This window comes from Rhodococcus ruber (genome assembly GCF_027270735.1).
Classification (GTDB): domain Bacteria; phylum Actinomycetota; class Actinomycetes; order Mycobacteriales; family Mycobacteriaceae; genus Rhodococcoides; species Rhodococcoides rubrum_A.
In genome coordinates, this window is sequence record NZ_JAPWIJ010000001.1 from 622,696 (window position 1) to 634,749 (window position 12,054).

Annotated in this window: 11 protein-coding genes; 5 read left to right on the forward strand and 6 right to left on the reverse strand. The window is 64.5% G+C overall.

Annotated elements, in window-relative coordinates; genetic code table 11:
• Window positions 1-867 carry an FAD binding domain-containing protein gene (locus tag O4220_RS03025; RefSeq protein ID WP_269602079.1) on the reverse strand — a complete coding sequence of 289 codons (867 nt, stop codon included), beginning with the start codon at window positions 865-867 and terminating at the stop codon, window positions 1-3.
• Between the two features lie 147 nt (window positions 868-1,014).
• Between O4220_RS03025 and O4220_RS03030 the strand changes: the two genes are divergently transcribed.
• Together O4220_RS03030 and O4220_RS03035 are read left to right on the forward strand one after the other, a co-directional pair.
• The gene (locus O4220_RS03030; protein ID WP_269602080.1) at window positions 1,015-2,520 is read left to right on the forward strand and encodes a PucR family transcriptional regulator; all 1,506 of its coding nucleotides are present in this window, start codon (window positions 1,015-1,017) and stop codon (window positions 2,518-2,520) included.
• A gap of 24 nt (window positions 2,521-2,544) precedes the next feature.
• Entirely contained in the window at window positions 2,545-2,841 is a 297-nt protein-coding gene (locus O4220_RS03035) for a putative quinol monooxygenase (protein WP_269602081.1), read from the forward strand.
• A gap of 28 nt (window positions 2,842-2,869) precedes the next feature.
• Here the strand turns inward: O4220_RS03035 and O4220_RS03040 are convergent, their stop codons facing one another.
• The 4 genes from O4220_RS03040 to O4220_RS03055 form a co-directional block, all read right to left on the reverse strand.
• Window positions 2,870-4,741 carry a bifunctional diguanylate cyclase/phosphodiesterase gene (locus O4220_RS03040; protein WP_269602082.1) on the reverse strand — a complete coding sequence of 624 codons (1,872 nt, stop codon included), beginning with the start codon at window positions 4,739-4,741 and terminating at the stop codon, window positions 2,870-2,872.
• A gap of 63 nt (window positions 4,742-4,804) precedes the next feature.
• On the reverse strand, window positions 4,805-7,174 hold the full coding sequence (locus O4220_RS03045; protein WP_269602084.1) for a lysylphosphatidylglycerol synthase transmembrane domain-containing protein: 2,370 nt from the start codon (window positions 7,172-7,174) through the stop codon (window positions 4,805-4,807).
• Window positions 7,175-7,183: 9 nt separating this feature from the next.
• Complete coding sequence (locus O4220_RS03050; protein ID WP_269602085.1) at window positions 7,184-7,771, reverse strand: GNAT family N-acetyltransferase; 588 nt, start codon at window positions 7,769-7,771, stop codon at window positions 7,184-7,186.
• On the reverse strand, window positions 7,740-9,023 hold the full coding sequence (locus O4220_RS03055; RefSeq protein WP_269602086.1) for an MFS transporter: 1,284 nt from the start codon (window positions 9,021-9,023) through the stop codon (window positions 7,740-7,742). Before O4220_RS03055 ends, O4220_RS03050 begins: the two co-directional genes overlap by 32 nt.
• 92 nt (window positions 9,024-9,115) lie before the next feature.
• On the opposite strand from O4220_RS03055, the gene O4220_RS03060 reads away from it, so the two are divergent.
• Both O4220_RS03060 and O4220_RS03065 read left to right on the forward strand, forming a co-directional pair.
• A complete protein-coding gene (locus O4220_RS03060) occupies window positions 9,116-9,430 on the forward strand; it encodes an ArsR/SmtB family transcription factor (protein WP_057476799.1) in 315 nt (104 codons plus the stop codon).
• Window positions 9,431-9,463: 33 nt separating this feature from the next.
• Window positions 9,464-10,612, forward strand: a complete 1,149-nt coding sequence (locus tag O4220_RS03065) for a macrolide family glycosyltransferase (protein ID WP_269602090.1) — start codon at window positions 9,464-9,466, stop codon at window positions 10,610-10,612.
• Window position 10,613: 1 nt separating this feature from the next.
• Here the strand turns inward: O4220_RS03065 and O4220_RS03070 are convergent, their stop codons facing one another.
• Window positions 10,614-11,072 carry a hypothetical protein gene (locus O4220_RS03070; protein WP_269602092.1) on the reverse strand — a complete coding sequence of 153 codons (459 nt, stop codon included), beginning with the start codon at window positions 11,070-11,072 and terminating at the stop codon, window positions 10,614-10,616.
• A 114-nt stretch (window positions 11,073-11,186) separates the two neighbouring features.
• Between O4220_RS03070 and O4220_RS03075 the strand changes: the two genes are divergently transcribed.
• Window positions 11,187-12,050: a type IV toxin-antitoxin system AbiEi family antitoxin domain-containing protein gene (locus O4220_RS03075; RefSeq protein WP_269602094.1), complete on the forward strand. Its 864-nt coding sequence runs from the start codon at window positions 11,187-11,189 to the stop codon at window positions 12,048-12,050.
• Window positions 12,051-12,054 lie beyond the last annotated feature (4 nt).

Sequence of the window (12,054 nt, forward strand, 5' to 3'; positions counted from 1 at the left end):
TCAGGCCACCTTCCGTGCGGCTGTGAGGTCTCGCCATGCCCAACCCAGCGTGCGCCGGGCCATCACGGAGAGGGCGTGCTTGCGGTAATCGGCAGTGCCTCGTACGTCGTCGATGGGACTTGCTGCCGCACTGACCAATCGGCCGAATTCCTCGGACACCCGCGGATCGAGGGCACCGTCCCAGTCGAGTTCGGCCGCGAGGTAGTTCTCGGCATCGTAAGCCCGACGCGGCGTGGGCGCAGCGGAGCCGAGACCGGTGCCGACGCGACCCTCCTGCGGGAACAGCGCGATGGAGAACGAGCACACGGCGATGACCATCGCGTTGCGAGTGCCGATCTTGGAGAAGTACTGAGGTCCCGCCGCCGGCACGACGTGGAACGCACGGATCAGTTCGTCGGGCTCGCAGCAATTGCGCTTGACACCGAGGTAGAACTCGGTGGCGGGGATCATCCGCACGCCGCGTGCGGCCGATTCCACTTCCACGATCGCGCCTGCAGCGAGCAAGGGCGCGTGCAGGTCACCGGCGGGGGATGCGCCGCCGAGGTTGCCGCCGACGGTGCCGCGATTGCGGATCTGCGGGGAACCGACGGTGCGGGACGCCTGTGAGATGCCGGGAAGCCTGTCGCCGAGCTCGGCGATGATGCGCACGTACGGCACGCCGGCTCCTACCCGGAGCGTTCCGTCGGGTAGCTGCTGCCATTCGGTGAGTTCGCTGATGGGGTTCAGATCCAGCAATCCTCCCGGCCGGTGCAGGTCGAAATTCATCTCGACCATGACGTCGGTGCCGCCCTGAATGGGCACCACGTCGACATCGTCGGCTTTTGCTGCCAACGCGTCGCTCCAGGTCTGTGGTCGCAGGAAATCCATATTCGGTGCTCCGCTCGCTGTCCATATTTCGTGTTCACCCAGTACAGCCGCCGGGTGCGATGCGAACGAGAGACAGGAACGACGAAGTATGACGCCGATCACAGTGTAGGTTTTGGAGGATCCTACGAAGAGGAGGTCGATGACACCGTGAGATTGCGTGATCTGATCGATCTCCCCGATCTGCAACTGCAGCCGATCGTGACTCCCGAGCATTTCGACCCGACGATCAGGTGGGTCGTCACCACCGACATGCTCGATCCGAGCCGCTACCTCAGCGGCGGCGAACTGGTGTTGACCGGTTTGATGTGGCGGGCAGGCCCGGAGGATTCGAGAACCTTCGTCCGGGCGGTGTCCAAGGCCGGAATCGCGGCGCTGGCGGCATCCGACGGCGGTGTCGTGCCGGACGACCTGATCGAAGCCTGTCGCGAGCACGGTCTGCCGCTGTTTCGGGTGCCGGCCGACATCGCCTTCGCCACGGTCACCGAAAGTGTCGTCCGGCAGCTCTCGACGGCGCGAGCATCGGATCTGAGCCTGGTGCTGGACCGGCATCGACGCCTGGTGGCGAGCGCCGGACCCGGCGGCGGCCTGGGGCCGCTGCTGGAGATGGTGAGTTCCGATCTGGGTATGAAGTGCTGGGTCGTCACCTCGTCGGGACGCGTTCTCGCCGGGTCCGAGAACCCGCCCGACACTGCGGCCGTCGCCCGGGAGTTCATGACCTCGGTGCGTCTGCCCCGGTATTGCCGTACGCAGCGGGTGTCGATCTTTCCGGTCGACGGGGAGGCCACTCCGCGCGTCGTGGACTGGTTCGTCGCCTTCGAAAGCGATTGGCAGACATGGGATGTACCGAGGACTTCACTGGCCGGGCAGCTGGCGTCGATCGTCGCCGTCGAACGCGGGCGCGTCGACGAACGCGTGTCGGGATCGGGCATCCTGGCTCAGGAATTCGTCCGCTCCATCGTCGGCGGCGCGACGCCGGCCGACATTCTGGCGCAGATGCACGTCATCGGTCTCGATACCGAAACACGTTATGCCGCAATCGTTGCCGCTACCTCCGGAGAGACGTTACGACTCGGTGAGCTGCGGCCATTGCTGCGAGAATTGTTGGCCCCTCTCGACATCACGTTGGGAGTCGTCGAGAACGAGGCCATCGCTCTGGTGGAGGCGCGCACCGACAAGACCGTGTCCGTCCGGAGTGCCGTCCAGTCCGTGACCCCGGGATTGATCGGCAGCGGCACCACCATTGGGGTCAGTGCTCCCACCGCGGCCGCCGACATCAGAAGCGCAATCGAGGAAGCCTGCTACGCCCGCAGGCTCGCCGAGGGGCGGGGCGCGGACTGCAGTGTTGTCGGACACGACGAATTAGCTACGCTGACAATACTTCTGGCCAACGTTCCCGACGACGTCCGCCGGATGTTCACCTCGAGGCTTCTCGATCCTCTGACGGAGTACGACGATCAGCACAACAGCGATCTCATCGCCACGCTGTCGGTCTACCTCGACACCAACGGTGCGTGGACCCGATGCGCCGAGCAATTGCACATGCACGTCAATTCTGTGCGGTACCGAATGCAGCGCATCGAGGAACTCACCGGCCGTGACCTGTCGCGGCTGGAGGACAGAATCGAGTTCTACTTGGCTCTTCGGCTGAGGTGACGCATCCCGGTCTACCCTGGAGGCATGCCCCTCATCGCAACACTGGATTTCACGTTCAAGCCCGAATCTCTTGCCGAGGCGCGTGCGTTGCTGCGCACGGTGCTTGCCGATACCCGTGCGTTCGAGGGCTGCCTCGGCGTCGAGGTGTGGGTGGACGACGAGAACGAGGCGCATGTCGTCGCCTACGAAACGTGGGAGTCGGCCGAGGCCGATGCGAAGTACCGCGAGTTCCGCGCCGGCCCGGGCAAGATCACCGAGATGCCGCCGCTCCTGGCTGCCGCGCCTGTACTGACGAAGTTCTCCGTGGATTCGTCGATCTGAGTGCACTGCGCGGTGGCGCAGCGCAACGTCACTCGATGATGTTCGCCAACGGAAGTGGTCGCCCGGTGAGGAAGCCCTGCACCATATCAGCTCTGAGCTCGACCGCAACCTGCAGTTCCGCCTCCGTCTCGACGCCCTCCATGATGACGGTCGAGCCGATCTCGTGTGCAAATCCGATCACCGATGCGGCAGCGGCCCGTCGGACCGTGTCGGTGTCGATTCCGTGCACCAATGCGTAGTCGACCTTGAGGGTGTCGGGCCGCAGTTCGACCACCTGGCGAAGCCCGGCGAAGCCGGCACCGACGTCGTCGACGGAGATCGAGATGCCCGCTACGCGCAAGGATTCGATGGTTCGAGCGACCGCGCGGTAGTCGTCGACCCGCTCGTGTTCGGTGATCTCGATGTGGAACGCTCGTTCTTTCTGGAACGGCCGTAGCTTGGCAGCCAAGTCGATGGAACGAATGGTGTCGGCAGATGCGTTGAGGGAGATGAAGATTCCGCGGGGCAGAGACTCGGCGGCAACGAGGGCACGTTCGATGGCCGCGACTTCGAGGAGCGGCCCGATTCCGGCGTTGGTCGCGTCGCGAAACCACATCGTCGGCGAGCCGTAGCCGAACGGGAAGCGCGAGAGCGCCTCGTAGCCGACGACGGTAGTGGTGACGGTGTCGCAGATGGCTTGAAACACCACGTCCGGCCCACCTCGCGAGATCAGACCTTCGATGCGTGTGCGAATGTCGGCACGCGTTCCGGTGCTGCTGCCGCGCGCGCTGCCGTCGTCCTCGGCCAACCGAGACTTGTTGCGATACATCTCGACGTCGGCCAGTGCGATCAGCTTGCGCACCACCGCCGGGGTGACGGGTTCGCTCCCGAGAGATTCCACAGCAGATCCGAGGCTGGTGGTGAACGGCGGCCCGGAGAACGTCTCGTCGAGACCGCTCCGGATCTTGTCGACAGTCGATTCGATGTCGCCGGGAGAACCGACGTGCACAACCACGAACTCGTCTCCGCTCAGGCGCGAGATCACCGACGTCCGCGGGACCGCGGCGGTGAGTCGCGTTGCGACCTCGATCAACACGGCGTCGCCGGTCGGATGACCGAACCGGTCGTTGATCTCCTTGAACCGGTCGATGTCGAGAACAGTGACACCGACGGTTCGATCGGATGCATCGTCGGCGTACGCGATACCGACGCCGTCGATCGCTTCGAGTAACCCACGCCGATTGAACAGTCCCGTCAACGAATCGGTGACTGCACCCGACGCCCGGGAACGCAGATACCGAATGTAGGCCCGCATCATCAGTGGGGTGAGGTACAACGTGACGACGGTGACCGCGGTCGCGGCCACCAGCCACGGGTTCGTTCCCTGATTCACCGCGAGGACGGCCAGAGTGAGCACCGTCGCCATCGAGACGACGAGGTGAGCCCACATCACTCGATACGAGCTGGCTATGACGGTGAAGACCGCCACGATGGTGAACATCATGCACCCGGTCAGCGGGACGAGGTGGTTCGTACTGCTGAACAGCGTGGCTACGACGCCGATGTCTGCGTACAGAACGAAGGCGTTGGCCACGCGCGGTGATGGCCACGGCCCCAGGAACCAGGCGATCGCCACCGGAATCGTCGTCAACGAGCCGATGAAGACGTAGACGTCCAAGCCCTCGTAGTGGATGCCGGTGGCGGACATCAGGACGCCGGACACTCCGAACAGGAGCGTGACGAGCCCGATGAAGTAACGCACCCATCGCTCACGTGCGGTGTTCGCGAAGTAGGTGTAGTCGTCCTCGAGGCTGTCGAGGGGGGTACCGATCCCAGGTCTGTACCGCGTACGGCCCTGGGCCGTCACCACAGTCCCCGGTTTGGAAATGGGCTTACCTCTCCTGGGCAGATCCCCGGCCATCACGAACGCTACCAACGCTACCTGTGGCTGGGTCGAAATCGGGCCTACCTGCCTGCCCGTGGGTCAGACCATGTCTTTCTCGGTCATCCAACGCAGCGTGGGCCACCCCAGGAATACCGGCAACCAGCAGGTCAGTACACGGTAGAGCAACACCGACGGCACTGCGATGGAGGCAGGTAGACCGAACGCAGCGAGACCGCCGATCAGTGCGGCCTCCACGGCACCGACGCCGCCGGGTGTCGGCGCGGCGGACGCGAGGGTTCCGCCGATCATCGTCACGACGGTCACCGTCACGAACGTAGTACCGCCGCCGAAGGCCTCGATGCTCGCCCACAATGCCAGCGCTGCGCCCAATGTCGTTGCAGCACAACCGAGAATGATGATCGAGAAGCGCTTGGGATCACGTGCGAGCTCGCCCAGTTCGGTGAGGACTTCCTTGATCTGCGGCCGGACGGCGACTCGAAGCCACCGGCGCAACTTGGGGACGAACATGAAGGTTCCGACGACACCGAATGCGGCTCCCGCTATCAGATACAGCACGGTGTTGCCGGGCACCATGTTCGACAACCCCGAGGAGGTACCGGCGACGACGCTGAAGAAGATCAACAGGCTCACGTGCGTGATCACCTGGACCGACTGTTGCAGTGCCACAGCCGCTGTCGCGCGAACGGCACCCAATCCGCCCTTCTGCAGGAATCGCACACTCAGAGCCAGCCCTCCGACGCCCGCGGGGGTCGTCGTCGCGGCGAAGGTGTTGGCAACCTGCATGACCGTCAGGTTCCAGAAGCTGACCTTGCCGAACGCGCACGCCCACAACGCAGCTCCGGCACCGACGTACGTCAGAGCAGAGACCGCCAACCCGAGCAGAACCCACCACCAGTCCACCGAACCCAGTTCGGTGACGAACGCAGGCACTGCACTGATGAACGGGTACGCGACGTAGACCAATCCGATCAACAACACGAGCGAGATGATCTGGTTTCGGCTGAAGCGAGTGACCTGTTCGGCCTCGATCTTGGCGGCACCGGTCTGCTCGAGTACCTCGAGCCGGACGGCCTTCATCGTCTTGCCTGCATCGCGAACCGATTGACGAATCCGAGGCGGAATGGCGGACTTGGTGAGCCGGCCCGATGCTGCAATCACGGCATCGAAGCCGAGGACGCCGACGGCGGTCGCCACGGCACGGCGAGAGCCGAAAAGATCTGCTGTGGTGAGCAACAGCTGTGCCACGTCCGATTGCATCTGGGCATCCGAGGCACCCAGTTCGGCGTGCCCGTAACCGCAGAACAGGGCCCGGCCCTGATGGATTCGGAGTTCGCCTCGATGCAGGTCTCCGTGCGAGATCTGGTTCTCGTGCAGGGTGCCGAGGGCCTTCCACAATGCGCTGAGGGTGGCGTCGTCGTGCTCGGCCTCGATCGGCTCACCGAGGGGCAGGTCGTGCGCGTACAGCGTCCACCCCCGATCGAGTGCCGCGACCGCCAGCGGATGGCTGCCCGCGGCGCCCAACCCCTCGATGGCCAGCCCCATCAGTGCGCGATGCTCGACGGCCCTGCGCATGGACGCATGCAGCGGCGCAGTTTCACTGCCACGCCGCGTGATCCATCGCCAGAACTGTCGTAGCGCCCCGCCACTGCGCTGATTCTGCCCGTACAACTCGACCACCACGTCGGCGTCGGACGTGTGTGCGTTCAACACCAACGGGCCCGGTCCGGCCGGACGGACGACAGTGAAGCTGTGGACGGTGACGCCGCGATCACGGAACAGCCGCAGTGCTGCGTCGAGTGGAACCTCGAGAGCCGGCGTACCCACCAGCAGCACGATGACGGCTCCGACGAGCCAGCCGACTGCCAGACCGAGCATCGAGCGAGCCGGGACGACAGTGGAGACGACCAGGTGGATGGGCACGAACGCGAGCAACAGCGTCCACCATGCCCGACGCCACCGCGCGGGCAGGCCGGGGCCCGAGACCGTGAGGGCCGCAGCCAACATGGCGATCCAGCGCGAGTCGTCGAGGAACTGCGAGAGGAAGGTGTCGAGTCGCTCGGGAACGTCCAGGTCCCAGGTGGGAGTGGAGATTCCGGTGCCGGTGATCGACAGCGCCAACGCGGCCAGTAGTGCCGCCGCTGCGTAGCCGGCGAGCAGTTTCCACTTGCGGCCGGCAATCAGGCCGATCAGTACTCCGAACGGGAGCGCGAGAATGGCGACGCCGTAGACGATGTAGACGGCGTTGGACTGGTCGGGGCTGAGTACACCGACGATGTTCGACACCGATTGCTCGAGCGCATCCCACTGGTTTCTGGTGATCAGCGAACCGGCGATGACCAGGCCGAGCAGCACCGCAGCCGACACGACCCGAATGATGTCGCTGGTTCTTCGCACCAGCGGTTGAAGCAGGTTCCCCGCTACGGGAATCTCCCGCCCATCCACACGCATGGGGTCAACCTACCGTGCGGTACGCCTACGGAGTTCGTTGCGGACGGCGGGCCATTCGGATTCGATGATCGAGAACACCACGGTGTCGCGCAACGAACCGTCGGGCATGCGTTGATGATTGCGCAGAATTCCGTCCTGCTTGGCACCGAGCTTTGCGATCGCCGTGCGCGATTGCAGGTTCATCCAGTGCGTGCGAAATTCGACAGCGATACATCCCAGTTCCTCGAAGGCATGCGTGAGCAGCAGCAGTTTGCTCGCGGCGTTGGTGCCGGTTCCGTGCGCGGAGCGAGCATTCCAGGTGTACCCGATCTCGACCCGACGGTTCTTCGAGTCGACGTTGCAGAAGGTCGTCGCGCCGATGATCTGGCCGGTGTCGTTGCGGCGCAGTGTGAACGGAAGCATGCTGCCGGCTTCGAGCAATCCCAGCCGACGATCGATCTCTGCTGCCATGTCCTCGGGCTTCGGCACGCTGGTGTACCAGAGGTTCCACAACTCGCCGTCGCGAGCGGCGTCGGACAGTCCTTCGAGATGGTCGTGGCTCAACGGCTCCAGAGTCACGAGATCGTCAGCGAGGGTCACCGGTTGCAGAAAGGGCATTCGCCGACGATACGTCGGATCGTGCCGTCCGGGAAAGCGCAATGATTGCCGCTGCGGTGACGGCGACAGCGACGACGACGAGGGCGATCACCTCGGTGAAAGCGTAAGCGTAGGCATCGGCGAATCCGGGTTGCCCGGATGCAGCGGCGTCGGCGTCGATCTTGTTCGACACCCGTCCGCGGATGAGGAAGGCCAGTAGCCAGGCATAGCCGGCGACCGCGATGGCCTCGCTGCCGATGCGGAACAGGTTGAGTACCCCAGCGGCGGTGCCGCTGCTGTGCGGCGGAACCGCGGCGAGTGCTTCGCCGTCGACCAATCCGATGGGGAGTCCGAAACCGAGCCCCACCAGAATCATGGGGATCGTCACGGCGGGAAGTGGGACGCCGGGTTGCAGGGCCAGCATGCCGAGATTGCCGAGAGCGAGGCAGCCCAGGCTCGCGAGAACGACGCGGCTGGGGGTCACGGCGTCGAACATCGCGCTCAGCCGTGCGACGGTCAGCGGGGCGAGAAGAACCGGGACGGTCATCGCCAGCATGAACAGCCCGGCTCGGCCGGGAGTCAGCGACGCGACGGCGCTGAGGGCGGCCGGCAGATAGGTGAGCAGGGTGACGAAGCCGATGGCTCCGGCCACCGGGACCAGGCAGAGCGCGAGGAATCGACGATTGCGCAGTAGGCCGAAATCGAGCAGACGGTTCGCGGTGGATTCGCTTCGCAGAGCAGGCAGGGCCAGGGTGCCGACGGCCGCGATCAGAAGGACGATCGCCTGAGCGGCGAACACCCCGCGCCAGTCGACCGCGGCGATCAGCAGCCCGGAGATCGTCGGACCCAGTGCCAACCCGAGCCCGTTGACGGTGCCGAACAGTGCGAATGCCGTGGCCCGTTCGGTCCCGTGAAAATGCAGCGACAGAATCGACGTCGAGCCCACCAGAACCGCAGCGGCACCGACGCCCGCGACCACCCGCGCCGCGTCGAGTACGAGCAGGGAGGGCGCGAGTGCGCTCACCAGGCTGGCTGTAGCCGTGAGAAGTACGCCGATGCGGAACGACGTGCGGTGGCCGATGCGATCCGAGACCGCTCCCCAGACGACGGTGAAGAGGGCGAACGCGACGTTGAAGCCGTTGACGACCCACTGCAGTGGCGTGGGATCGGAGCCGAGATCGGCTGCGATGACCGGTAGCGCGATGGCGGTGCCCGAGATCGACATCGGCACGACGAACTGCGCTGCGAGTACGACCGGTAGAACTGCCCTCATGAATCCCCCTGCGCTCGGTAGGTACGATATTTCTCGTACTAGAGCAGATTCGTAGGTACGGCGCAAGTCGTACCTAATGGCAGGAGAAGTCGATGGCGGACGAGAACGGGCATCCGGAGCCCGAGGAAATGCAACTCGGTGCGGTGATGTCAGCCCTGGCGGATCCGCTGCGCCGCAAGGTGGTCACCGAACTGGTCGGCGACGACGACGGTGCCGAGCGAACATGTATGTCGTTCGAGCTCGGTGTCACCAAATCGACTCTCACGCATCATTTTCGAGTATTGCGAGAGGCAGGTCTGGTATTCCAGGTGGACCGCGGTAACAGTCGTAAGGTCACGCTGCGCCGTCGCGAACTCGAGGATCGGTTCCCCGGTCTGCTGGATCTGATCGCCAACGAAAACCGCTAGCCCGACGCGGGTGCCCGTCGTACGGTGATGCCCATGCACATCGCAATGATCGGCACGACGGCTCCCAGTCACATCTATCCATCACTGGCCGTCGTCGCCGAGCTGGTGCGACGCGGACATCGCGTCACCTATGCCGTCGGAAATTCGCTTCGACACCTGGTGGAACCTGCGGGCGTGGAGGTGGTTTCGTTCGAGTCGATGCTGCCCGACGGAGAGGCTTCGTGGCCCGACGATCCGGCGTCGGCCATGCAGGTGTTCCTCGACGAGGCGATACAGTCGTTTCCGGTGCTGACCGCGGTCTACGACGACGATCAGCCGGACCTGTTGCTGTACGACATCGGCGGTATGACGGCGCCGGTCCTGGGGGTGCGCTACGGGGTTCCTGCCGTGCAGCTCTCGCCGACGTACGTGGCCTGGGACGGCTACGCCGAGGATCTCGGTGATGGGATGACCTCGATCCGAGAGTCGCCAACCGGTGTCGTGTATCGCGAGACCTATGCAACCTGGTTGCGAGAGAACGACATCGACGCCGATCCGTGGGCGTGGATCACGTATCCGTCGCACTGCCTGTCGCTGATTCCGCGGGTGATGCAGCCGAATGTCGACCGGGTGTCAGAGTCGGTCCAGTTCGTCGGACCGTGCCTCGATCCGGCACGGCTCGACGACCGTAGCTGGACAGCACCCGAAGCGCCGGTCCTGTACATCTCGCTCGGTACCGGATACAACGAGCGACCCGCGTTCTACCGCCTGTGTATCGAGGCGTTCGGGAACACCGACTGGCATGTGGTGATCTCCATCGGCCGCCGCGTCGATCCGGCCGTACTGGGTGATATTCCCGCAAATATCGAAGTACACGAACATGTTCCGCAGCTCGCGGTGCTGGCCGCCGCCACCGTTTTCGTCACCCACGCCGGGATGGGCGGGTGCACCGAGGCGCTGTGGTTCGGCGTGCCGACCGTGGCAGTACCGCAGGCGGTCGATCAGTTCGGCAACGCCGCGATGCTCGCCGAACTCGGGGTGGGCGTGCACCTGGACTTCGAGAAGGTCACTGCTGTGATGCTGGGCGAAGCTGTCGCCGAAGCCCGCGAATTCAGTTCACGTGCAGCAGAACTCGGTGCCGAGGTGAGGGCGCACGGTGGCGTCGAACAGGCGGCTGATGCGGTGGAAGCATTCCGCCGGTAGGTTACGTCGCGAGTGCGCGTAGCTCCTCGAAGGTCTCGGCGTACGTGTCGCGGACCTGATCCCAGGATGCCGTCATATCCACGCTCTGCGGATCGGGAGCCGGTACCGCGTATCCGTACTGGGAGCGCGGCACAGGATTGCCGGGCAACACGAGCACCTGGGTGAACGCCGCGGAATCGGGATTGAACGTCAACGTGTGGGAAGCGACGTTGCGGCCCCAATCCTCCGACGGCCACGACAGAAAGATCACGTGTTGCGGGTTGGCCGCGACGTCGGTGTACGAGACGTAGCTTCCGTAGTGATCCTCTCCCGGAGACATGATCTTGTATGCGCCGTTGTCGGTGTAGATCAACAGTGCCTCGGCAAACGGCTTCTGGTCGAACAATGCCGTGTAGCGAAGTGCTTGCACGAACACGGCTTGTCCCAGTGGAACCGAGATGGGCTCCTGCTGTGTGGTCATGAGAATCAAAGGTACCGACGTCCAGAATCGGGTGCAGTCAGCCGCGCTGAGCGCGGTCAGCTGCACCCGATTCGATGGGGGAACCGCCTCGACGCCGAGTGCGTGCAAGTCGACATGCTCGAACTCTGGTTGGCACAACACGACGGCGTCGTCACCCGTGCTCGAGCCGGTGCCTGCGGACTCAGTGGCGATGCGGTGGACCGACTGGTGCGCGCCGGCAAGTGGAAGGCGATTCACCGCGGGGTGTTCTTCGTTGCGGACCGTCCGTTCACTGCGGAAGCACGTATTCGATGCGCAGTGTGGGGCGCGGGCGACCGAGCAGTCCTCAGCGGGGAGGCCGCAGCGTTCTGGCATCGTGTGATCTCTGATGTGCCTGGCGTCATCGAGGTCACCGTCCCCAGAACCGGTCGAAGTCGTGCCGCCGGGTGCCGGCTTCGCAGGCGGGACGTGCACAGCACCGACGTCGTTGTTCGCCGCGGAGTTCGGGTGACGTCGCTCGAACTGACCGTTCTCGAGGCGTCGATCGGCAAAGCGCACATCATGGATCGAGCACTGCAGCGGCACACGAATCTGGAAAGTCTGCGACGGGCGCACAACCGTAACGCTGGACGGACCGGGGCTCCGAAGGCGAAGCAGCTGTTGACCGCCGCCGAAGGTGGTGCCCGCTCGGAGGGCGAGCGTCTGCTGGTGCGCGAGCTACGCCTTCGCAAGATCACCGGTTGGGCTGTCAACCATAGATGGAATGGCTACGAACTGGACATCGCGTTCATCGTCGAGATGGTGGCGATAGAGATCGACGGTTGGGCCTTCCATTCCGATCACGATGCATTTCAACGTGATCGGACCAGGCAGAACGCGATCTCGCGGGACTGGACGGTACTTCGCTACACGTGGGCGGACCTGACCGAACGGATGGACCGAGTGATCGCCGAGATACTCGCCGCCCTCGCGCGAATCCGGTGCAGTGAGCCGCGCTGAGCGC